Annotated in this window: 24 protein-coding genes; 8 read left to right on the top strand and 16 right to left on the bottom strand. The window is 71.8% G+C overall.

Going from position 1 to position 22,039, the window contains the following annotated elements:
• The 8 genes from ABZU25_RS14555 to ABZU25_RS14520 form a co-directional block, all read right to left on the bottom strand.
• On the bottom strand, positions 1-460 hold a 460-nt coding region (locus tag ABZU25_RS14555), incomplete at its 3' end, for an NmrA family NAD(P)-binding protein (RefSeq protein ID WP_355029815.1).
• Positions 461-614: 154 nt separating this feature from the next.
• Complete coding sequence (locus ABZU25_RS14550) at positions 615-1,328, bottom strand: dihydrofolate reductase family protein (protein ID WP_355029814.1); 714 nt, start codon at positions 1,326-1,328, stop codon at positions 615-617.
• Positions 1,325-1,990 (bottom strand): GTP cyclohydrolase II, encoded by a 666-nt coding sequence (gene ribA, locus ABZU25_RS14545; protein ID WP_355029813.1) that lies wholly within the window; start codon positions 1,988-1,990, stop codon positions 1,325-1,327. The genes ABZU25_RS14550 and ribA overlap by 4 nt, the downstream gene beginning before the upstream one ends.
• A gap of 57 nt (positions 1,991-2,047) precedes the next feature.
• Entirely contained in the window at positions 2,048-2,986 is a 939-nt protein-coding gene (locus ABZU25_RS14540) for a lysylphosphatidylglycerol synthase transmembrane domain-containing protein (RefSeq protein WP_355029812.1), read from the bottom strand.
• 66 nt (positions 2,987-3,052) lie between these two features.
• Entirely contained in the window at positions 3,053-3,871 is an 819-nt protein-coding gene (locus ABZU25_RS14535; RefSeq protein ID WP_355029811.1) for a class I SAM-dependent methyltransferase, read from the bottom strand.
• Complete coding sequence (locus ABZU25_RS14530) at positions 3,868-4,938, bottom strand: glycosyltransferase family 4 protein (protein WP_355029819.1); 1,071 nt, start codon at positions 4,936-4,938, stop codon at positions 3,868-3,870. The genes ABZU25_RS14535 and ABZU25_RS14530 overlap by 4 nt, the downstream gene beginning before the upstream one ends.
• Positions 4,938-5,336: a 6-carboxytetrahydropterin synthase gene (locus ABZU25_RS14525; RefSeq protein ID WP_355029810.1), complete on the bottom strand. Its 399-nt coding sequence runs from the start codon at positions 5,334-5,336 to the stop codon at positions 4,938-4,940. Before ABZU25_RS14525 ends, ABZU25_RS14530 begins: the two co-directional genes overlap by 1 nt.
• A gap of 2 nt (positions 5,337-5,338) precedes the next feature.
• Entirely contained in the window at positions 5,339-6,322 is a 984-nt protein-coding gene (locus ABZU25_RS14520; protein WP_355029809.1) for a dehydrogenase, read from the bottom strand.
• A 532-nt stretch (positions 6,323-6,854) separates the two neighbouring features.
• Here ABZU25_RS14520 and ABZU25_RS14515 point away from each other — a divergent pair.
• Positions 6,855-7,184, top strand: coding sequence for a TraR/DksA C4-type zinc finger protein (locus ABZU25_RS14515; protein ID WP_355029808.1), 330 nt, complete (start codon positions 6,855-6,857; stop codon positions 7,182-7,184).
• Positions 7,185-7,265: 81 nt separating this feature from the next.
• On the opposite strand, the gene ABZU25_RS14510 is transcribed toward ABZU25_RS14515, so the two are convergent.
• Both ABZU25_RS14510 and ABZU25_RS14505 read right to left on the bottom strand, forming a co-directional pair.
• Positions 7,266-7,439, bottom strand: coding sequence for a hypothetical protein (locus tag ABZU25_RS14510; RefSeq protein ID WP_355029807.1), 174 nt, complete (start codon positions 7,437-7,439; stop codon positions 7,266-7,268).
• Entirely contained in the window at positions 7,436-7,654 is a 219-nt protein-coding gene (locus ABZU25_RS14505; RefSeq protein WP_355029806.1) for a flavin reductase, read from the bottom strand. The genes ABZU25_RS14510 and ABZU25_RS14505 overlap by 4 nt, the downstream gene beginning before the upstream one ends.
• A 369-nt stretch (positions 7,655-8,023) precedes the next feature.
• Between ABZU25_RS14505 and ABZU25_RS14500 the strand changes: the two genes are divergently transcribed.
• Positions 8,024-8,248: a winged helix-turn-helix domain-containing protein gene (locus ABZU25_RS14500; RefSeq protein WP_355029805.1), complete on the top strand. Its 225-nt coding sequence runs from the start codon at positions 8,024-8,026 to the stop codon at positions 8,246-8,248.
• Between the two features lie 352 nt (positions 8,249-8,600).
• Here ABZU25_RS14500 and ABZU25_RS14495 read toward each other — a convergent pair whose 3' ends face one another.
• From ABZU25_RS14495 to ABZU25_RS14485, 3 genes are read right to left on the bottom strand one after another with little or no spacing between them, the layout of a single operon-like run.
• Positions 8,601-9,440 carry an alpha/beta hydrolase gene (locus tag ABZU25_RS14495; RefSeq protein WP_355029804.1) on the bottom strand — a complete coding sequence of 280 codons (840 nt, stop codon included), beginning with the start codon at positions 9,438-9,440 and terminating at the stop codon, positions 8,601-8,603.
• 34 nt (positions 9,441-9,474) lie between these two features.
• Positions 9,475-10,071 carry a hypothetical protein gene (locus ABZU25_RS14490; protein WP_355029803.1) on the bottom strand — a complete coding sequence of 199 codons (597 nt, stop codon included), beginning with the start codon at positions 10,069-10,071 and terminating at the stop codon, positions 9,475-9,477.
• A 57-nt stretch (positions 10,072-10,128) separates the two neighbouring features.
• Positions 10,129-10,734, bottom strand: a complete 606-nt coding sequence (locus ABZU25_RS14485; protein ID WP_355029802.1) for an XRE family transcriptional regulator — start codon at positions 10,732-10,734, stop codon at positions 10,129-10,131.
• Positions 10,735-10,808: 74 nt separating this feature from the next.
• Here ABZU25_RS14485 and ABZU25_RS14480 point away from each other — a divergent pair, with 74 nt between their 5' ends.
• The 5 genes from ABZU25_RS14480 (at position 10,809) to ABZU25_RS14460 (ending at position 17,735) form a co-directional block, all read left to right on the top strand.
• Entirely contained in the window at positions 10,809-12,383 is a 1,575-nt protein-coding gene (locus ABZU25_RS14480) for a bifunctional NAD(P)/FAD-dependent oxidoreductase/class I SAM-dependent methyltransferase (RefSeq protein ID WP_355029801.1), read from the top strand.
• A gap of 196 nt (positions 12,384-12,579) precedes the next feature.
• The gene (locus ABZU25_RS14475) at positions 12,580-13,539 is read left to right on the top strand and encodes a sugar ABC transporter permease (RefSeq protein ID WP_355029800.1); all 960 of its coding nucleotides are present in this window, start codon (positions 12,580-12,582) and stop codon (positions 13,537-13,539) included.
• A complete protein-coding gene (locus tag ABZU25_RS14470; protein ID WP_355029799.1) occupies positions 13,536-14,381 on the top strand; it encodes a carbohydrate ABC transporter permease in 846 nt (281 codons plus the stop codon). The genes ABZU25_RS14475 and ABZU25_RS14470 overlap by 4 nt, the downstream gene beginning before the upstream one ends.
• A 29-nt stretch (positions 14,382-14,410) precedes the next feature.
• Positions 14,411-15,817 carry an ABC transporter substrate-binding protein gene (locus ABZU25_RS14465; protein WP_355029798.1) on the top strand — a complete coding sequence of 469 codons (1,407 nt, stop codon included), beginning with the start codon at positions 14,411-14,413 and terminating at the stop codon, positions 15,815-15,817.
• Between the two features lie 313 nt (positions 15,818-16,130).
• The gene (locus tag ABZU25_RS14460) at positions 16,131-17,735 is read left to right on the top strand and encodes a DivIVA domain-containing protein (RefSeq protein ID WP_355029797.1); all 1,605 of its coding nucleotides are present in this window, start codon (positions 16,131-16,133) and stop codon (positions 17,733-17,735) included.
• A gap of 76 nt (positions 17,736-17,811) precedes the next feature.
• Here ABZU25_RS14460 and ABZU25_RS14455 read toward each other — a convergent pair whose 3' ends face one another.
• Positions 17,812-18,279 (bottom strand): hypothetical protein, encoded by a 468-nt coding sequence (locus tag ABZU25_RS14455; RefSeq protein ID WP_355029796.1) that lies wholly within the window; start codon positions 18,277-18,279, stop codon positions 17,812-17,814.
• Between the two features lie 167 nt (positions 18,280-18,446).
• Between ABZU25_RS14455 and ABZU25_RS14450 the strand changes: the two genes are divergently transcribed.
• Positions 18,447-19,841 (top strand): FAD-dependent oxidoreductase, encoded by a 1,395-nt coding sequence (locus tag ABZU25_RS14450; RefSeq protein WP_355029795.1) that lies wholly within the window; start codon positions 18,447-18,449, stop codon positions 19,839-19,841.
• A gap of 48 nt (positions 19,842-19,889) precedes the next feature.
• On the opposite strand, the gene ABZU25_RS14445 is transcribed toward ABZU25_RS14450, so the two are convergent.
• Both ABZU25_RS14445 and ABZU25_RS14440 read right to left on the bottom strand, forming a co-directional pair.
• Entirely contained in the window at positions 19,890-20,657 is a 768-nt protein-coding gene (locus ABZU25_RS14445; RefSeq protein WP_355029794.1) for a nucleotidyltransferase domain-containing protein, read from the bottom strand.
• A 36-nt stretch (positions 20,658-20,693) separates the two neighbouring features.
• Entirely contained in the window at positions 20,694-22,034 is a 1,341-nt protein-coding gene (locus ABZU25_RS14440; RefSeq protein ID WP_355029793.1) for a hypothetical protein, read from the bottom strand.
• Between the last annotated feature and the right edge of the window lie 5 nt (positions 22,035-22,039).

Below are 22,039 nucleotides of genomic sequence, written 5' to 3'. Positions count from 1 at the left end.
TGAGCGCGTTCTCCATGAAGTACACGGGCCCGAGGACGGTCGCCCGGACCTGCTGATCGCGCAGGTACGCCTCGACGAGCTGCTTGCTGTCGGCGTGGTCGAGATCGGTCTGGGCCAACCGGCCGGCACCGCGCACGGACGAGTAGACGAGGTGCGCGTCGACGCGCGCCGCCACATCGACCAGGTGGCGGCCCTGGGCGACCTCCTCGTCCTTCCCACCGGATCCGAACGGCACGGACAGCCCGAAGATCGCCTCGACGCCCTTGGCGGCGTCGGCGAGGCCCTCGGGGTGGGACAGGTCGCCGGTGACGAGCCGGACCCCGGCGGTGGACAGCGCCACCGCGGCGGTCGACTCGGGCGACCGCACGTAGGCGACGACGTCGTGGCCGTGGTCGAGCAGCAGTTCGGCGACGGCACCGCCCTGCTTGCCGGTGGCGCCGATGACGAGAACGTTGGCCATGAGGGGTGCTCCCTGATTCGCGGTTCTGGACGCCGCCGATTCTCTGGCCTCAACCTCGATTGAGGTCAAGTCCTAGGCTGGATCCCATGCCGTCGGCGCGGGAACGCAGCCCAGACCAGACCGGCACACCGTGACCAGCGGCCCTACCGCCTGATCAACCGTCGGTCCCGCCGAAACGGTCGGAGAGGGCGTAGCGCAGGAGCACCACGTCGCCGATCTGGCGGGCCTCGGCCAGCCGGGCCCGGCGGCCCGGGTGCCAGGGAAATCGCCCCTCGCCGACGAACCGGGGCGCCCGGCCGTCGCCGACGAAGAACGGGGCGACCACCAGGTGCAGCTCGTCGGCGAGACCGGCGGCGAGGAACTGGGCGTGCACCGTCCCGCCGCCCTCCACCATCAGCCGCCGTACGCCCCGCACGGCCAGGTCGCTCAACAGCCAGGCGGGGTCGACCGGCTCCCCCGCGTCCACCACGGTGGCCAGTCGACCGATGCGTTCCTGGGTCTTCTCCAGCGCGCCGGTCGCGCAGTAGACGAGCCGGGTTGGGTCACCAGCGGTGAAGAACCGGGCGGTCGGGTCGAGGTCACCGTGGGCGGTCAGGGTGACCTTGGTGGGCGAGGCGGGGCGACCGCACGCCACCCGTTCGGCCCGGCGGCTCGCGGAGCGCACCAGCAGTCGGGGATCGTCGCGGCGGACGGTGCCGGCACCGACCAGGATCGCGTCGCAGCTGGCCCGAACGGCGTCGACCCGGTCCAGGTCGTCCTCGTTGGACAGCAGCAACCGCTGGTCGGACGCGTCGTCGATGTACCCGTCGATGGAGGTGGCGCAACTGAGCAGCACGTACGGCCGCGTCGGCGCCGGTGTGCAACTCACTTGTCGACAGGCAGGTCGGGCGCGGCCGAGACGACCTCCGCCGCCTTGGCGGCCTTGGCGGCCAGGTAGTCGGCGTTGGCCGGCGACAGGAAGACGCTGGTGGGCACCTGTTCGGCGACGTCCACGCCGAGGCGGGTCAGCTGCACGGCCTTGTCCGGGTTGCTGCTCAGCAGTCGGATCCGCGGCACCCCCAGGGTGCTCAGCATCTGCGCGGCGGCGGTGTAGTCCCGCTCGTCCTCACCCCGGCCCAGCGCGACGTTGGCCTGGTAGGTGTCCAGCCCGGCGTCCTGCAACGCGTACGCGTCGAGTTTGGCGTACAGGCCGATGCCCCGCCCCTCCTGCCGCAGGTAGAGCAGGAAACCACCGGCCTCGGCGATCCGCTGCACCGCCTCGCGCAGCTGCGGACCGCAGTCGCAGCGTTGGCTGCCGAACACGTCGCCGGTCAGGCACTCGCTGTGCGGGCGGACCAGCGGCGGCTCTCCCCCGGCGGCGAGCCGGTCCAGCGCGCCCGCCCAGTCACCCAGGCCGAGCGCGAGGTGCTCCCGGCCGTCCACCAGGCCCTTGAACGAGAACACCCGGACCGTCGTGGCGTAGCCGTCGGGAAACGTCAACGGCACCGTGACCTGCGTACGGATCGTGGCGACCGGCAATGCTTCGGGCATGGGACTCCTCTGTCCGGCGCCACCGACGCGCGGCGACGCGTGTTCCTCACCACCGACTCAACAGCTGTCACCGGGGGCGGCTTCCCGGGCGGCGACCGGATGTCGGTTCCGTCGCATCAGCAGCACTGCGGCTCCGGGCAGGCTGGCGACCAGGATCAGTGCACCGTAGACGGTCGCGGTGGCGACGCCCTCGGCCGCGCTGAGCCCCGCCGCGCCGAACACCCACGCGGCCACCCCCTCGCGCGGTCCGAAGCCGGCGACGTTCAGCGGCAGGCCCATGGCGAGCAGGGCGAGCAGCGTCAACGGCAGCAGCCGCGACAGCGGGGCGTCGGACCCGGCGGTGCGGGCCGCCACCAGGAAGGTGGCCAGGTGACCGGCGACCATCACCGCGGAGGCGATCAGCACCCCGAGCCAGGTGCGCCGGGACAGCAACCCGGACCGCACGTCCGCCCCGGCGGTGCGCAGCGCCCGCGCCCAGCGCGAGGGGCCGGCGTTCGGCACGGCGCGGACCAGCAGCACGGCGACCAGCCCGCAAGCGACAAGCAGCGCCGCCGCGACGGGCAGATACGACCGCACCGGGGACGGGAACGCCGCGAGCACCACCAGGGCGACACCGACAAGCACCACCTGCCCGGCGGCCCGTTCCCAGACCACCGCGCGGATGCCCCGGCTGACGTCACCGGCGTCCCGGCCGTGGCGGACCGCCCGGTGCACGTCGCCGAGCACCCCGCCCGGCAGGGTGGCGTTGAGGAACACGGCCCGGTAGCAGTGCGCCACCGCGGTCGCCAGCGGCAGCCGCACGCCCAGGCCACCGGCGACCAGGCTCCACCGCCACGCCGCGCAGACCGTGGTGAGCACCCCGATGACAAGCGCCGCGGCCAAGGCCGGCGCGTCGATCAGCCGCACCCCGGCGAGGAACGGGCCGCTGCCCACCTGCCACAACAGGACGGCGAGCAGACCCACCCCACCGACCACTCGTGCCCAGGCCCAGAACATCGACGGCGGCCCTCCCCTTGAAGATCGTCCACTTGCCCTAGTCCACGTACCCAGGGTGTGAACGGTTCATCCACCCGCGAGGAGGTCACTGTGCTCGACCAGCACGGTGAGCCGACCGGCCGCCGCGTCGGCCAGCCGACGCCGGGCGTACCCCTGGGTCGGGCCGGCCAGGTCGGGACGCTGCGCGCAGGCCGCGCCCAGCCAGCCCCGGAACCACTCGGCGGCCAGGTCTGCCTGCTCCGGGCCGAGCCGCCACGGGCTGGGCCGTTCCCGCACGTCCACGCCGCGTCGGGCGAACGCGGCGGCGGTGGTGGCGACGGCGTCCGGGCCGAGCAGTCGTCGGCCGTCGACGACGCGCCGTTGGTGGTCGTTGAACGCGGCCTCGACCGCCGCGTCCAGCGGGTCGGCCGGGGTGAGTCGAACCCGCCCGGTCACCGAGACGGCGAACAGGGTGGGCCGGCCGACACAGGCTGCCACCACCCGTTCGACCTCCTCGGCGGTCAGCATGTCCAGCAGCGCGGACGCGGTGACCAGGCAACCGTCGGCCAGATCGGCGGCGCTGAGCCGGGTGAGGTCGCCGCATTGGGTACGCACGGTGACCGGGGCGCCGTCGGCGGCGACCACCCCGGTCATGCCCTCGGCGGCGCGGGCCAGCAGGTCGGCGTCGCGGTCGTGCAGCACCCAGTGCTGCGGACCGGGCAGCCGGGTGGCCAGCCAGCGACTCATCGAGCCGGTGCCGCTGCCCAGGTCGTGGATCACCGTCGGCGTGGCACCGGTCAGCCGGGGGCGGACGGCGTCCAGCAGGTCCTCGGCCCGCGCCGCCGCGTCGGCCGGCTCCCGCAACCGCAACCAGTCGGCGAACGGCAGGGTCTCCTCGGCGGTCATTCCGCCACCTCCTCCAGCACGGCGGCCAGCGACGCGACAGTCACCGTCCAGTCGGTAAGGGTGTCGCGCCGGGCGAGCGCCGCCCGGCGCAGCTGGGCCCGCAGCGCGTCGTCGCCCAACCACCAGCTCAGCCCGCCGGCCAACGCGGCCGGATCGTCCGGCGGCACCAGCAGCCCCGGCAGTTCACCGTCGGCGGTCCGGCCGAGCGCCTCGGGTAGACCACCCACCCGGGTGGCCAGCACCGGCAGGCCCCGCGCCAGCGCCTCGGTGACGACCATGCCGTACGTCTCACCCCGCGAGGGCAGCACCAGCAGGTCGGCGGCGGCGTACGCGGCGTCGAGCGCCGCGCCGGTCAGCGGGCCGGCCAGCCGAACCCGGTCGGCGAGGCCCGCGCCGACGAGCCGGTCGCGCAGCCGGCGCACCAGCTCGGGCTCCCGGGTCAGCGTGCCGACGCAGACCAGCGTCCAGGGCGCCTCGGCCACCACCGTCAACGCGTCGACAAGCACGTCGTGGCCCTTGTGGCGGGTGACGGCGGCCACGCAGAGCAACCGGGTTCCGGCGGTCGAGCCGGGGGGCACCGGCGGAGCGGCCGTCACCCCCGGTGGCGCGACCCGGACGCGGTCGGGGCGCAGCGGGTGGCGAAGCAGCAGGTGGCGGCGGGTCCACTCGCTTGTGGTGACGACGGCCCGCGCGGCGGCCAGTGCCCGGCCCTCCGCCTCGTCGTCCAACGGCATGTGCACGAGGACGATCAGGCGCAACCGGTGGGCGTGCGGGGCGAGCAGGTCCGGCACGGTCGAGGCGACCAGACCGTCGAGCAGCACCACGGCGTCGTCCGGCGCGGCGATGAGCACCGCGGCCAGTGCCGCCCGATCGGCCGGCTCGGGGCTCGGCCAGGCCCCGGGCACCGCGTGCTCGTGCACGGTCCAGCCACTGTCGCCGAGCCCCGCGCAGATGCGCCGGTCGTAGGTGTTGCCGCCACTGGGCGTGGCCGGGTCGTCGATGTCGCCGGGCAGGACGACGTGCACGGTACGGCCGGTGCCACCCGGCGCCGCCCGGCCCGCATCGATCACAGTGACCGCTCGTAGCTGGCCCAGGCGACGTGCGACTCGTGCAGGGTGACGGTGATGCCCGCCAGCTCGCGTGCTCCGGCGCCCAACTGGCCGGCGTGCACCCGCTCGGCCAGCCGGTCCGCGACAGTGCGGGCCAGCACCTCGGTGGTGGTGTTCACCCCGGCGAAGGCCGGCTCGTCGTCGAGGTTGCGGTAGGTCAGCTCGCCCAGTACGGCCCGCAGCTGCTCGGTGGCAAGGCCGATGTCGACCACGATGCCGTCGGCGTCCAGGTCGGCACGGCGGAACGTCGCGTCCACCACGAACGTCGCCCCGTGCAGGCGTTGGGCGGGACCGAACACCTCGCCCTGGAAACTGTGGGCGATCATCATGTGATCCCGAACGGTCACGCTGAACACTGTCACTCCCCGTCGTCGTAGGTGATGAGGTGGCAGAGCGCGGGCAGGTCGCCCGCGCTCAGTTTGGCGAGCACGTCGGGCAGCTCCGCGAACCGGGACGCGCCGGTGATCAGCGCGTCGAAGGCCGGGTCGTCGAGCAGGTCCAGGGCGAGCGCCAGCCGGTCGGTGTAACTGCGCCGTCCCCGCCGGGCGGGAGCGACCATGCCGACCTGACTGCTGCGTACGGTGAGTCGACCGGAGTGGAACGACCCGCCCAGCGACACCTGCACCGGGCGGTCGCCGTACCAGCTCAGCTCGATGACCGTGCCCTCCGGCGCGAGCAGGTCCAGGGCCTGTTGCAGGCCGGCTCCGGTGGCGCTGGCGTGCACGACCAGGTCCCGGTCGCCGCTCGCGTCGGCTGGTTGGGCGAACCCGACGCCGAGCGCGCCAGCCACCCCGGCCCGGCGGGCGTCGATGTCGACGAGTTCGACCTGCACGCCGGGAAACCGGGCGAGCAGGGCGGCGACACAGCAGCCCACCATGCCCGCACCGATCACGGTGACCCGGTCGCCGACCAGTGGCGCGGCGTCCCACAGCGCGTTGATCGCGGTCTCCACAGTGCCGGCGAGCACCGCCCGCGCGGGCGGCACCCCGTCCGGCACGGGCACCACGGCGGTGGCCGGCACGACGTACGCGCTCTGGTGCGGGTGCAGGCAGAACACCGTGCGACCGAGCAGCTCCGGCGGGCCCTGTTCGACCTCGCCGACGCTGAGGTAGCCGTACTTCACCGGGCCGGGGAAGTCACCCTCCTGAAAGGGCGCGCGCATGGCGGCGTACTGGTCGGTGGGCACCCGGCCGGCGAAGACCAGCGTCTCGGTGCCCCGGCTGACCCCGGAGTAGCGGGCCCGGACCAGCACCTCGTCGGGGCCGGGCGTCGGCAGCGACACCGGCCGGATCTCCGCCGTGCCGGGCTCGCGCACCCAGCAGGCGTACGCCTCGCGGATCACCGTCGCGCACCTCACCTCTTGCTCCCGGCCGAACAGAGCGGCCGTCCCCGGTCGGGTCGTCGATCATAAACACGGAGCTACCGCGTCCACAGTTCGACATTGTCCGGTGATCGGGCCGAGCGTGCTGGCAACGCGGCACCGGTCTCGGGCCTCGACCGTGCTCAGAAGTCCGATGCCGCCCGGGGTGCCATCGCCGGTCCCGATGCGTTGATCAGCGATCAAGGGGCGTTGGCTTTCGCGCATTCGCCGCCCTATGGTGGGGGCATGCCGTGGGTGATCCTCCGCTCGCCAGCCGTCACTGACGTGACGGCTGGCAGTGCTGCCCCCGTCGTGACGGCTGCGCGCGGCAAGGCGTGCATGGGAGTGCCGGTTGTCGGCGCCTTGTACATCGTGCCCACACGCGGCATGTCGCGCCCGGCGCGCGCCGGCCGAGGCCCACCCGCGGAATCGTTGCATCCAAGAACGACCGCAGGGCGAAGCTACTCAGGCTTCGGCCCTTTTTCTTTTTCCCATTCTTTCTGAAGGGCAGACCATGAGCACCGATCAACGCGCTGTCGAGCACGGTTGGCTCGCTGATCTACGCGCGTCCCTGGCGGACGACTTCGCTACGCAGACGGCGCGGCTACGGGAACTGACCGAACTCAACGCGGACACCGGCGACCCGGGCGAGGCCCACAACCGGGCCGCTCTGCTGGTGGTCACCCGCCGCCACCTCGAGCAGATCACCGGTGCGCTGAGCCGGATCGCGGATGGTACCTACGGCGCCTGCGAGAGGTGCCGCGAGAGCATCCCGGCCGAGCGCCTCGAAGTCCTCCCGCATGTCCGCTTCTGCGTGCCGTGCCAGGAGAAGCACAAGGGGTGACACCTGGCCTGGTGCGAGGGCCGGACCGGAGGGGAACCGGTCCGGCCCCCCGTGCTGCACTTCGCTGCTGTACTGCTGGCTTCAAATGAGGCGCTGGATGCGAATCTTCGGGCGCTCGTTCCTGAGGTGGCCGTGCTTGTGCTGGCGAACCTGCTCGTCCCAGACCTCCTGGTCGTAGTCCGGGTCCGGCGGGATCCACCTGTGCGAGCCGTCGCTGTAGTGGAACTTCTCGTCACCCGGCCGCAGGATGCTCATCGGGTCCAGCCAAGGAACCGGTAATGCAGGTGGCCAGCGGGAACGTGGGCCAAATGTTGGGCTGCCTCGACGAGCTGGGCTGCCAGGTAGAGGGACAGTGACACCCGGGCACCGACGTACTCGGCTCGCAGCTCTCGGCGACGGGTGTGGCATGGCCACTCTCCCGCACAGCCGCCGCACGTCCAGGCCGGCTTGATCGGGTGGTGAGTGGTCACTCCGGGCCATCCTGGCTGGGCCAGTGAGCGCGGCTGATCGGGATGCGGTGGCGGCTTCGGCATGGCAGCTCGCCTCCGCAGCGGCAGACGCGCCGCCAGTGTCGCCAGGACCAGACGGGCCGGTGCCGGCGAGCGAAACTGATCTGTTCGGCCTGGTCATCACGCCTCCCGCCGACGGCTGGTAAAGCCGTGGGCACCCACGTCGGGAGGCGGGCACCCACGGCAGGACCCCCGGCCGCCAAGCTGGGTAGCCCCAGAAGCAACTTAGGACGCAATGTGCGCAGGGTCAACAGTCAACGCACATAGCGTTGTAAGTCGCACCCAGGGTGTGATCTGCTTGCACCAGCCGCCAAGCTGGGAGCACCACCTATGTCTGAAGCCGCCTACCTACAGGTCGCACGTGATATCCGCGAGCAGGTCAGCTCCGGCCAGTTGAAGCCGGGTGACAAGTTGCCGTCCTTCGCCGCCCTGTGCGAGCACTACGACGTGAGCAACACCGTCATTCGCGCCGCCATGCTCATCTTGAAAGCCGAAGGGTTGATTGATGGCCGGCAGGGCAAGGGCGTGTACGTCACGAACCAGCAGCCTGGGTAGCCGAAGCGCTCGGACAACAGCCGGACGGACAGGGAACGGCCCCGTCGGACGAGCTTCGCGAACGCTCTGCATCACCAAGGGTGCAATACGGGCATGAATCGAGCGCAGGCGCCCAGAAGAACTGATGCTCGGGGTGGGTCAGGCAGTGCTTGAGCTTACGGTGCCGGACACCGGTCCGCCCGCTTGCCATGCCAGCACAATAGCTAACGACCTCATCAGCGGCAGTTGCCGAAGGTACCGCCGACACTCGGCGTTGTACTGATCCCGGCGATCGGCACAGTCGGTCAAAGTGGACGAGACGCGGTCTGACTAATCCTGCCACTGGCCGCACGAGCGACACCGGCGCGGGCCATCAAGCGGTCAGGACCCGGTTGAAGAACGCCAGACTGTCGCGGACCAGCGGCTCCAGCGGCACTCCGCCGAAGCAGTGGTCGGCACCCGGCACCACCAACAATTCGACCTCGGCACCCGTCGCGGTCAGGGCCGCGGCGAACTCCTCGCTCTGCCCCACCGGTACGACCACGTCCTGGTCGCCGTGGATCAGCAGCATGGGTGGGGCCTGGTCGGTCACGTAGGTGATCGGGCTGGCCGCCCGGCTCAGCTCCGGGTGCTCGGTCAACGCCGCGCCGATCAGGAGGGACTCGGGTGAGTCCGCCGCGTCGTGGTCGATGGTCGCGGCCGGGTGTGCCTGCGACTGCATGGTCGACAGGTTCGCCGGTGCGTACCAGCAGACGGCCGCCCCGACCCGACTGTCGGCCTGATCGTTTCCGGTCAACGCGACAAGCGCGGCCAGGTGCCCACCGGCCGACTCACCCCACACGCCGATCCGTGCGCGATCCACGCCCACCTGGTCGCCGTGGCGGCGCAGCCAGCGCACCGCCGCCTTGACGTCGTCGAGTTGGGCGGGAAAGGGCGCCTCGCCGCTGAGCCGGTACTGCGCGGAGGCGACCGCGAATCCCGCACGTATCGCCGCGGTGAACGGATCGACCTCCATGAGCCAGTCCGCCGGCTGCTTGGGCGAGCCGAACAGCCACGCGCCGCCGTGGATCCACACCAGGACCGGTACCGGACCGGGAGCCTCCGCCGGCACGACAAGGTCCAACGTCAGTGGACGGAAGCCCGGGACCGTGTGCGCGATGATGTCGCGGTACTCGATCCGGTCGCTCCGGTGACGGTACGCCGCGTCGGTCATCGCGCCATCTTCGCACCGCTGGCCCGCAGCCGCCTCACCCGGCGCTGTCGTCCCGGATCCAGCTGACGAAGGCGCCCATGCGCTCCGCGCTCCACCGTTTGCGGGCCGCGAGCCCGTACCTGCGTCCCTCGGCGATCTCGAAGCGCCACCGCATGATGAACCCGGGACGGTACGCGGTGGGATCGGTGCCCCACTTCCTCGCGAGCCCCTCCGCGCTGCTGATCATGCTATCGATGTCGCCCGGCCGGAGTTCGAGATCACGTGTCGCGGTGATGATCACCGCCAACTCCGCGGTGCCGGGATGCGTGGGGCCGACGTCCTCGTCGCCGGCCGGCTCTCCCAACTCCCGCAGAATGATCCGCGCCACCTCGTCCGCGGTGACGCCGTACGTCGCCCCGGTGTGCCTGCTCACCCGCTCGGCGAACTGGCTGATCTCGGCGGGGTGATACCGGCCGGGGCAGAGCCAGCCGACCACGACGACGAACATTCCCACCAACACACCCCCCACGGCGGTGGGGTGGTCGAACGCCCTCTGTTGCAGGCGACGCGCCAGCGGGCGATCTCCGAGCAGGAAGGCGTGCCAGTAGAAGCCCTGCACCGTACTCAGCCCGCTCGCCCGCCCCGTGGTCATGACCGGAGGGTAGGAACAGCCCACAAACGGCGCGGGACGCGGGCGATGACGCGCTGCTCAGCGATCACCGGGCTGCTCGCGCGGCGCGGCCGGTCGAGCCCGGACGTGCAGCCGCTCCCCCTGCGGCCCGAAGAGGATCAGCGCCTCGGCGGTGCCCGGTCCGGCGTTGAGGACGCGGTGCGGGACCTGGGTGTCGAACTCCGCCACCTCGCCCGACGTCAGGATCAGGTCGTTGTCGCCCAACAGCAGGCGCAGCCGGCCGGAGAGCACGTAGAGCCACTCGTACCCCTCATGGGTCTGCTGGGTCCGATCACCGCTGGGAGCCTCCGGCGGGAAGATCAGCTTGAACGCCTGTAGACCGCCCGGTCGGCGGGTCAGCGGCAGGAACGTGATGCCGTGCCTGACGATGGGTTTGGGGCGTACCCGAGGGTCGCCGGTGTCCGGTGCGTCGACCAGCTCGTCGAGCGCCACCTGGTACGCGCGGGCCAGCGGGAGCAGCAGTTCCAGGGTGGGTCGGCGGCTACCCGATTCCAGCCGGGACAGGGTGCTCACCGAGATGCCGGTCAGGTCGGCGAGCTGGGTCAGCGTGATTGCGCGCTGGGTGCGCAGGGCGCGCAGCCGAGGGCCGACTCCCGCCAGCGCGACGGCGTCGTCTTTTGCCATAACGGCAAGGATAGTTGCCGCCTGACTGGTTGCGACGGATGGTGGTCCCAGACGACGAGCAAGGGGAGATACCGGTGGACGCAACGTACGACGTGGTGGTGGTGGGCGGCGGCGCCGCGGGGCTCAGCGGAGCCCTGGCGCTGAGCCGGGCGCGACGGTCGGTGCTGGTGATCGACGCCGGCGAGCCGCGCAACGCGCCCGCCGGCCATGTGCACAACTACCTGGGACGCGAGGGGACGCCGCCGGGCGAGCTGCTCGCGGTCGGGCGGGCCGAGGTCGCCGGGTACGGCGGGCAGTTCCGCGCCGGACGGGTGGACGCCGCGACCCGCGACGACGACGGCTTCCGGCTCGACCTCGACGACGGCAGCGCGGTGCGGGCCCGTCGACTGCTGGTGACCACCGGGCTGACCGACGAGCTGCCCGACGTGCCCGGCCTGGCCCAGCGGTGGGGGCGCGACGTGCTGCACTGCCCGTACTGCCACGGCTGGGAGGTCCGGGACCAGCGGATCGGCGTGCTGGCGACCGGGCCGCTGGCCGTGCACCAGGCCGAGATGTGGCGACAGTGGAGCCCCAGCGTGCTGCTCCTGCTGCACGACGCCCCGGCGCCGGATGCGGAGACCGCCGAACGGCTCGCCGCCCGCAGCATCGCGGTGGTGCCGGGTCCGGTGGCCGCGCTGGAGGTGACCGAGGACGCGCTGACCGGCGTACGGCTGGCCGACGGCCGGGTGGTGGCGCTGGACGCGGTGGTCGTCGCGACGCGGCTGATTCCTCGCGCCAGCCTGCTGGTGGGGCTGGGCCTCGCCCCGGAGGAGGTGATGATGGGTGAGCACGTCGTCGGCGCCCAGATCCCGGCCGATCCCACCGGCGCGACGAGCGTCCCGGGCGTCTGGGTGGCCGGCAACGTGGCCGACATCCGTGGCCAGGTGATCACGTCCGCCGCCGCCGGCCTCACCGCCGGCGCGGCAATCAACGCCGATCTCATCGCCGAGGACACCCGTGCGGCGGTGACCGCGTACCGGCAGGTGGTGGCCACGGCGTTCGAGGAGCCGGCGTGGGAGGAGCGCTACCAGTCCCGGCCCTCGGTGTGGAGCGGCCGGCCGAACCCGCAGCTGGTCGCCGAGGTCGCGGACCTGCCCCCGGGGCGCGCGCTGGACGTGGGCAGCGGTGAGGGCGCCGACGCGGTGTGGCTGGCCGAGCGGGGCTGGCGGGTGACGGCGGTGGACATCTCCACAACGGCGTTGGACCGGGCCGCCGCGCACGCCGACACCGTCGGCGTCGGCGACCGGATCGAGTTCACCCACGCCGACCTGCGCGACAAGCCGCCCGCCGAGCAGGCGTACGACTTGGTGTCCGCGCAGTTCATGCACCTGCCCCCGGTGCAACGGCGGGAGTTGTTCGCCCGGCTGGCCGAGGCGGTGGCGCCCGGCGGCGTCCTGCTGATCGTCGGGCACCACCCGTCGGATCTGTGGACGTCGGCGCGCCGGATGCACATGCCGGACATGATGTTCACCGCGCAGGACGTGGCCGACACTCTGGACCCGGCCGGCTGGGAGATAGTCGCCGCCGAGGCCCGTCCCCGTCCGGCCACCGACCCGGACGGTGCGCAGATCACGTTGCACGACGCGGTGCTGCTCGCCAAGCGGCGCTGAGCACGGGTGTCGGTGGCGGCCCGCCCGCCACCGACACGCACAGTCACGAATGCTTGGGCAAGGCCGGGGCATTGAGCAGTACATTCCTATTTCTCTCTGTGTGATGTGACGCTGCGTAGGCAATGTCATTGACGCGTCAGCCATCCGCCACCTGATCCACCCCACCCGGACGCACTGCCTGTGCAGGCTGCCCGACGTGACAGCTCCAACTCTGCTCGCGGCCAGCCCCGCCGCCCGTACCGACCGGCCCCCCGGCCGGACCCGCCGGGCCGCCGCGCCGGCGCAGGCGCGGGAGACGGCACTCGGCCTACTCTTCGTCCTTCCCGGCCTGGCGGGCCTCGGCGTCTTCGCGATCTTCCCGCTGTTCCAGGCGGTGTACCTGGCCACCCGGGGCAACGACATTCTCGGCAACCCGACCCGGTCGGTGGGGCTGGCGCACTTCCAGGAGCTGCTCACGCCGCAATTCGGCACTGTGCTCTGGCAGACGCTCGTCTTCACCGTGCTGGTCGTGGTGCCCGGCGTGCTGCTGCCGCTCGCGCTCGCCGCGCCGATGACCCAACGACTGCCCGGCATGCGGGTCTTCCGGACCGCCTTCGCCCTGCCGTTCGCCTACTCGGTCTCGGCGGCCAGCGTGGTCTGGCTGATCATGCTGAACCCCGGGATCTCGCCGGTGAACTGGGCGCTGGGTCTGCTCGGCGTTCCCGCGCCGAACTGGACCACCGAGCCGGGCTGGGCGATGGCCACCGTCGTCGGCGTCACCGTCTGGATGGTGTCCGGGTTCAATTTGCTCGTGCTCGCCGCCGGCCTGGCCGGCGTCGACGAGGAGGTGTTGGAGGCGGCCCGGATGGACGGTGCCACCGGTCCTCGGCAGTTCGTCAGCATCGTGCTGCCGATGATCTCGCCGAGCCTGTTCTTCGCCGTGGTGACCACCACCCTGGCCGCGCTCCAAGCGCTGGGCCAGGTGCAGATCATGACCGACGGCGGGCCCAACGGGCACACCCGCACGCTTGTCTATTCGATCTTTGACAACGCGTTCCACAACAACAACAGCAACTTCGGGCTGGCCAGCGCGCAGGGCCTGGTGCTGCTGGTGATCGGCGTCCTGATCGCCGTCGTGCAGTTCGGCGTCCTCGAGAGGCGGGTGCACTACCGGTGAGCAGGAGCGCGAACCGACCCGGACCGGTACCGACCGTCCTGACCTACCTCTGGCTGGGCATCGCCGCTGTGGTGCTGCTCTTCCCCGTCCTGCTGACCGTGCTCGGTGGCTTCCTGCCGTCGAACGCGCTGCTGCACCGGCCGCCGCAGCTCTTCGACGGGCACTGGACGCTGGAGAACTACCGCGCCGCCTGGCGACAACCGGTGGTGCCGCTGGCCCCGGCCTTCATGAACTCGCTCTTCGTCGGGCTCAGCGTGATGCTCGGACACCTGATCACGTCGTGCCTCGCCGCGTACGCGCTGGTCTTCATGCGCGGCCCGCTGCGCAGGCCGATCTTCTGGCTGTTCCTCGCCACGATCATGGTGCCCTACGAGTCGATCGTGGTGCCGAACGCGCTCTTCATCCGTTCGCTGGGCATCAACGACAGCCGACTCAGCCTGGTCCTGCCGTTCCTGGCCACCGGCTTCGGCGTGTTCATGCTGCGTCAGGCGTTCGCCCAGTTTCCCCGGGAGCTGCGGGAGGCCGCCGTCATCGACGGCTGTGGTCACCTGCGGTTCCTGGTCACCATCCTGTTGCCGGCGAGCCGACCGGCACTGATCGGGATCGCCGTCTGGTCGTTCCTGCAGGGCTGGAACATGTACTTCTGGCCCTTGATCATCTCGTCCAGCAACAACTCTCTGAACACTCTGCAAACCGCGGTCTTCGCCCTCAAGGACAACGAGGGCGGCAGCCCCGCCGTGCTCCTGGCCGGCATCACCATCACGCTGGTGCCGACGCTGCTGCTTGTCATCTTCGGCCAGCGCTGGCTTGTCCGGGGCTTCACGGCCGGCGCGGTCAAGTAATTCTCTCAACCCAGTAGTAGGAGGAAACAGTGCGTACCACTCTGCGCCGGGTAGCGGTCGGGCTCTCGCTCGCCGCCCTCACGGCCACCGCCGCCGCCTGCGGTTCGGCCACGGCGAACAGCACCGACGCGAGCAGCGGCACGGACGCCCCAGCCGCCAGCGCCCTGGATGGCAAGGGCGAGGTGTCGGTCGACTTCTGGCACGCGATGACCGGCAAGAACGGCGAGGCGCTCACGCAGCTCGCCGACCAGTTCAACGCGAAGAACAAGGGTCGCGTCAAGGTCAACCTCCAGTTCAAGAACACCTACGACGACACGCTGTCGGCGTACAAGGCCGCGCTCAACAGCGGTCAGGCGCCGGACGTGGTGCAGGTGTACGACATCGGCACCCGCTTCATGATCGACTCCAAGTCCACGGTGCCGGTGCAGTCGTTCGTGGATGCCGACAAGACCACCACCGCGGACATCCAGCCGAACATCGCCGGCTACTACTCGGTCGACAACAAGCTCTACTCGATGCCGTTCAACACGTCGATGCCGCTGCTCTACCTGAACAAGACGGCGTTCACAAAGGCTGGCCTCGACCCGGCGAACCCGCCGAAGACGCTCGACGAGATCACCGATGCGGCCCGCAAGCTGACAGTGAAGGACGCCGACGGCCGGGTCACCCAGTACGGCTTCGGTGCTGCCCTCTACGGCTGGTTCCTGGAGCAGTGGACCGCCGTCGGCAACCAGGAGTACTGCGACCAGGGCAACGGCCGCGACGGCCGGGGCACCACCGTCAAGCTGGCCACCGACGACCACGTCAAGCTGCTCGCCTGGTGGAAGAAGATGGTGGACGAGGGCCTGGCGCCCAAGCTGGACAGCAACACCACCACCGCGGACAACGCGTTCACCGCCGGCACTGTCGCGATGACTCTCGAGTCGACCGGCTCGCTGAGCGGCTTCCTGAAGAGTTCCGAGGGCAAGTTCGACATCGCCACCGGCAACTACCCGAAGATCAACGCCACTGACGCGGGTGGCCCGATCATCGGCGGCGCCTCGCTCTGGGTCGTCGGCAAGGGCAAGGACGACGCGCACAAGCGCGCTTCGTGGGAGTTCGTGAAATTCCTGTCCGACAAGGACTCGCAGGCCACCTGGCACACCTCGACCGGGTACTTCCCGATCAGCAAGGGCGCGCTGGAGACCGCTGTCGACATGCAGTGGGTCGCCCAGCGGCCGCAGTTCCAGACCGCGATCACCCAGCTCCAGAACACCCCGCTGAGCAAGGCCACCCAGGGCTGCCTGCTCGGTGCGATGCCGCAGGCCCGTAAGGCCGCGGAGCAGGCCATGCAGGCAGCCGTGCTCAGCGGCACCGAACCGCGCGCCGCTCTGCAGCAGCAGCAGGAGTCCCTCGCCGGCCCGGTCAAGGACTACAACCAGTCCGTAGCAGGCTGACCCCGTACCCCGAAACCACGTCGGCCGGTCGCCCACCGCGACCGGCCGACGTGTGTCCCCAACCCGTCCCCCGCGTCGGTCACGCAGCTGTGCTGAAGGACAAGAGCCGCGGATCGGGGCCACCCGGGCACCACGATTCCAGGATCGACGCCAGCTCTGGCCCGGATCGCGGACTGAGGTGGGTGTTCGAGCGAACAGCGGTGGGAGGGGCCTACGCTCGGCGCGGGCTCGGCGGTAGCGTTGCGCCACACTGACGGCCCGCGGGGCAGGCGACCGCCGACCCTCACGCCCCCGATCGTACGGAGGATGGTGCATGTCCATCGGCGCTGAGCCGCACGCAGTACGCGACGATGCGGCCTCGCGGCCGAGCTTCGAGCTCGCCCTGCGCGGCTATGACAAACGCCAGGTGGACCGGCACCTGGAGCAGCTCGACGGCCAGATCACGATGCTGAGCGGCGAGCACGGCCGGTCCGCGGTCCGGGTCCGGGAGTTGACCGCCGAGGTGCAGCGGTTGCGCACCGAACTGGCCGAGATGCGGGAGCAACCAGTGCAGGTGGACCGCGCCTCGATCCACGATTTGGGCCCGATGGTCGCCGAGATCATGACGCTCGCCGACAAGCAGGCCGCGATGATCATCGAGTCGGCCACCGACCGGGCGAACGAGCTGCGCAGCGAGTCGGAGCGGATCCTCGCCGACACCCGGGAGCGGGCCGCGCAGGCACGGCAGGACCTGTCCGAGGAGTTGGCGACCCGACGTTCCGAACAGGAGCAGGCGCACGAGGAGCGGCGCACCCTGGCCGAGGCCGAGTTGACAGCGATCCGCGAGCACGCCGAGCAGTTGCGCGCCGACGGGGAGGCCGCCCACGAGCGCGCCCAGCACGAGGCGAAACGGATCACCGAGCAGAGCGCCCAGCAGCTCAACCAGACCAGGGTCGCCGCCGACGCGCTGATGAAGTCGGCCCGCACCCAGATCCAGCAGGAACTCCAGTCCGCCCGCTCCAAGAACCAGCAGGAGATGGCCCAGTGGCAGGCCAACGTGGAGCGGGAGGTCAACGAGCGGCGGACCGCCGCCGAGCAGGACCTCGCGGAGCAGCAGGCCGCCTCCGAGCAGGAGCTTGCCGAGCAGCGCAGCGCGACCGAGCAGCAGATCGCCGCGCTGCTGGCCGAGGCGCAGCAGCACGTGACCGAGCTGCGTAACAGGGCCGACGAGCAGGCCGCCAGTCACCAGGAGCAACTCACCGCCCTCCAGCAGGAGATCGAGGAGCGCCGACAGGAGGCCGAGGAGCTGCACGCCGAGCTGAACACCGGCCGCCAGCAGCTCGCCGAGATCCAGCAGGAGGGCGAGACGCTGGAGAACGAGCTGTCGCGCATGCAGCAGCGGCTCAGCGAGGTCCGCCGGGACCTGACCGCCGAGAGCGCCCGGCTGGAGGAGGCCCGTCGGGCCGGAGACTCCGCCGAGCGGCACGCCAAGGACGTACGCGCCCGGGTGCTGGTCGAGGCGAAGCGGGTGGCCGAACTCGCCAGCGCCGCGGTCATGGCGGCGGCGGCCGGTGGTCCGGCGACCGCCGAGTACCCGATGGTGAGTGCCCGGTCGCACCTCGACCGGCCCAGCGCGGACCGGCCCTACGTCGAGCGGGCCGGTGGTGGACGGGCCGAGGGCGACCAACCCGGCGACGACCAGTCCGGCACTGGTCAGTCGAGGGCCGACCAGCCCGGTACCGACCGGTCCGAGGGTGAGCGCACCGACGGGCCGACCACTGTGGACGAGCCGGTGGCCGCGTCCGCCGACCGGACGACCGCCCCCGACGGGCACCTCCAGGAGCCCGAGCGGATCTTCACCCGGCCGGACGCCCCGACGCCCGTGCCGTTCCTCGCCTTCGGGCAGCCGGTCAGCGAGAACGGCGCAACCCGGCACTGACCTCGGCCACTGTCGTCCCGGACCCGGAGCGAACTTCGCACGGGCCCGGGACGGTCGTCGTCAAGGGCTCCGGACCTCAGGCAGAAGGTCGGGGTACCAGATAGCTCTCCAACTCGGCGACCTCAGCGTCGGTGAGGACCGGACCGAAGTCGAGACACTCCCCCGGATAGATGGCGGTGCCGGAGCCGGCCACGGTGACGAACCAGGCACCCTCGTGGCCGTACCAGTGGGCCTGCCCCGCCACCCCGAGGTCGGCGACGTCCTCCGCGGCGGTGGACTCACCGGCCGAGACGACCCGCACCCACTGCCCGTCACGCCCGTACGGCGGCTGCGGGACCACCACGTCCAGGTGCTGACCGGCGATGCGATCCGTCGGCACACCGAACAGGCGAGCCGCGCCCTCGCGGGCCACCGTGCGCACCTCCCGCATGCTGCGGGTGACCCCGACCTGCACCTCTCCTTCGGGTCCTTCGACAAGCACCGCGTAGGAGCGGTCCGGCTCGTGGCGGACCCGTGCCCGGAACCGAAGTGGGACATCAGCCATCCACCGATGATCCCTCACCCCACCCACCACCACCCATCGGCGGCGGCGGACCTGGGACGATTCTGCGCTGAACCGGGCCGCCGATCTCCTCGGAACTGGCAGGCTGGGCTGACCGCCGCGTACCAGCGGTGGCCGCCGGCCTGCCCGGTGACCGAGAGGAGCGCCCGGTGACCGACCGACCGGAGGAGTTCGACCTGCTCGTCGTGGGCGGCGGCAAGGCCGGGAAGACGTTGAGCATGGACGTCGCCCGGTCCGGGCAACGGGTCGCCACTGTCGAACGCGGCATGATCGGCGGCAGCTGCATCAACGTCGCGTGCATCCCGACGAAGGCCCTGGTGACCAGCGCACGGGCGGCACGTCACCTGCGGAACGCGGCCGCGCTCGGCCTGACGGTCGAGGGCGGCCGGGTCGACGTGGACCTGTTGCGCGCGCACAAGCAGGACGTCGTCGAGGGGATGGTAGCCGCCAACCGGCAGCAGTTCCTCGACTCCGGCCTGCACCTGGTGATCGGCGAGGCCCGGTTCGTCGGCCCCCGGACCGTACGGGTGTCCCTCGCCGACGGCGGTGAGCGACTGTTACGTGGCGACGACGTGGTCATCAACACGGGTACGCGTCCGCACCTGCCATCGGTGCCCGGCATGGCCGAGGCCGGGGTGCTGACCAGCGACGAGCTGCTACGCCTGGATCGGCTGCCGGCCCGGCTGGTGGTGCTCGGCGGCGGCACCGTCGGGGTGGAGTTCGCGCAGATGTTCGCGTCGTTCGGCAGCGCGGTGACGCTGGTCGAGGGCGGCCCGCGACTGCTCACCCGGGAGGATCCCGACGTCAGCGACGCGGTACTCCGCGTCTTCGTCGACGACGGCATCGACGTGCGCGTCGGCGTCGCGGTCGCCCGCGTCGACCGGGACGTCACCGGCACACTGCGCGTGACGCTGGACGACGGCAGCCTGGTGACCGGGGATGACGTGCTGGTGGCGGCCGGCCGGGAACCGGTCACCGACGGGCTCGACCTGGACGCGGCCGGCGTACGCCGCACCGAACGGGGCTTCGTGCTTGTCGACGAGTACCTGCGCACCAGCGCCGAACGGACCTGGGCAGCCGGTGACGTCGCCGGCAGCCCGCAGTTCACCCACGTCTCGTTGGACGACTACCGGATCATCCGGGCCAACCTCGCGGGTGGGCAACGCAGCACCGCCGACCGGCTGATCCCGTACACCGTCTTCACCACCCCGGAGCTGGCCCGGGTCGGACTCACCGAAACCGAGGCGCGTCGCGCCGGGTACGACATCCAGGTCGCCCACCTGCCGGTCGCCGCGATCCCCCGGGCGCGCACCCTGCGCCAGACCGAGGGCATGTGGAAGGCGGTCATCGACACCAGCACCGACCGGATCCTCGGCGCGGCGCTGCTCGGCGCCGAGGCCGGTGAGGTGATCACCTCGGTGCAGCTGGCCATGCTCGCCGGGATGCCGTGGACCGCCCTGCGCGACGCGATCATCACCCACCCGACCATGACCGAAGGGCTCAACCTGCTCTTCGCCTCGCTCACGTCCCGCCCGGTCCGCTGACCTCCGCGCGGCTGGCGGCTACGACGGCTACCGGGCTGCCCGGCCCCGCTACGCGGCGATCTCGGCGCGTACCCGTTGCTGGAAGGCGCGGGCCTTCGCTCCGGTGGGCGGCGGTCCGCCGTGCCGCGCGGCGACCGCCTGGCGGATCACCTCGGCCGAGTCGTCGGTGTCGATCAGCCGCTGACCGGCGGCGACCTTGGCCAGCCAGACGCCGTCGCGGTGGCGCACCAGCGATCGGCAGGCGCCGAGCACGGCGTCCTCCGTGCCGGGCGCGGGCTGGTCGTCCGGCGGGGTCGGCAGGGCCAGCCACCAGGACAGCGCGTCGACGAGCAGGCGGCGCAGGTCGGCGGGGGTGAGGTCGGCGAAGACCTCCCCCGCCGGCGGGCCGAGCAGCGGCAGTCCACTCTGGTGCAGGATGCTGCGATCCAGCCCGTACCAGAAGCGGCCGTCGGCGGCCGGTCGGTCGGCGGGGTCGAGGGTGCACCGGAACGGCATGCCGGAGCCGGTGTTCAGTTCGACCTCGAAGCCCGCCTCGGGGGTCCCGGAGGCGGCCACCGCACGCCGGTAGGCGACCAGCTCCAGCCCGCGTGCCGGGCAGGGCAGGGTCTCGTGCCGCAGCCGGGCCACAAGCGTCCGTTTGGCGGCGTCGGCGAGCGGCCCGGCGCTGACCAACGCCACGTCCACGTCGCTGCGGCCGGCCTGGTACGCGCCGAGCCCGACCGAGCCGGCCGCGTACGCGCCGACCAGGTCGGCCCCGAGCACGTCGCGGGCGGCGGCGACCAGGTTGTCGAGGTAGTGCTGAAGGTCGGAGTCCACGGGCCATCATGACGCACGGGTCGGAGCCGGTCGGGGCTACCCCGCGTAGAGCAGCAGCAGTCCGGCGACGGTGTACGCGACCATCAGCGCCAGCAGCGGGAGTTGACCGGCCACCGCCCGGGCCCGGGGGAACAGGTACAGGGCGCGGTCGTGGGCGAGCAGCGTGCCGACCAGGTGTCCCAGGATGATGACGGTGATCTGGAGGGTGGCGACCCCGGAGGGCGTGACCAGCCCGGTGTGCGGCTCCCAGTCGGCGGTGCCGAGCCAGTTGGCGCCGGTGCCCAGCGGGTCGGAGAGCAGCGCGACGGTGCGTTGCCCTTCCAGGATCAGCAGCGAGTAGTAGTGCGCCACCACGTAGCCCACCGCGATCGGCACTATCGAGTGGGCGATCTCGCCCGGCACCGCTCGGGCGTCGGCCGGGTCGGCCCGGCCGATGCGGGCCGCGGCTGCGGTGGCGAGCAGGTACGCCACCGCGACGGCGGCGATGACCAGGACCAGTCCGCCGCTGCCGGTGACCGCCGGGTGCAGGCCGTTCTCCTGGCTGAAGCGCAGCCAGCCCGGCGCGTTGGAGAGGCTGTCGTACATTGTCGAGCCGAGCAGCACGATCACCACGGCGACCAGCCCGGGGCGGGGCCGCAGCCCGGCGATCCCGTCGAGCGGGTTGCGCCAGACCAGCACGCCGTCCGCGGCGCGGCCGATCGGGGCGAGCTGGCCGATCAGGGCGCTGTACGCCTCGAACGGGTCGGCGCTGTCGAACCAGCCGGCACCGAACAGCGCCGCCCCGACCAGCATGACCACCGCGTACGTGGCGAGCCAGGCGGTGATGACCGGCAGGGTGGCCCGATCGGGTGCGACAAGCTCCAGCCAGACGAACCCGAACAGCGTGGCGGCGGCCGGCCACCTGCCCACACCGGGCGGCAGGTCACGAACCCCACGGTCCGGGTCGCGGCGCAACGCCTGCGCGGCGAGCAGGTGCACGGTACGCAGCGGGTTGAGCACCCGCCAGACCGGGCCGAGCAGCAGTGACAGTGGCGCCAGCCCAACCCAGAGCAGCACGTAGAGCGCGCCGGCCGTCGGGTTGTCCGCGGTGTCCGGCCCGCCCAGCAGACCCAGGCAGAACCAGGCGGCGGCGAGCAGGCCGAGCCCGCGCAACGCCCACCGGAACGTGGGCGAGTCGATGAGCCGGGCGAGCCATCGGGGCACCGGGTGGCCGCCGGCCGCGTCCCGGTCGAGTCGGGGTTCGCGCCAGAGCAGGCCCAGCGCGAGGAACGTGACGACGAGGGTCAGGGCGGCGGCCACGACCAACTGCGGCAGCGTGATCGGCAGGTCCTGGCGGCCGCCGACGCCGTGCGCCAGCAGCGTTGCGGGGGTGGCCATCTCGC

It is taken from the genome of Micromonospora sp. NPDC005215 (assembly GCF_040607915.1).
Taxonomy (GTDB): Bacteria; Actinomycetota; Actinomycetes; order Mycobacteriales; family Micromonosporaceae; genus Micromonospora.
The sequence above is the reverse complement of the archived record's forward strand: the minus strand, read 5'-3'. Positions and strand labels throughout refer to the sequence as shown.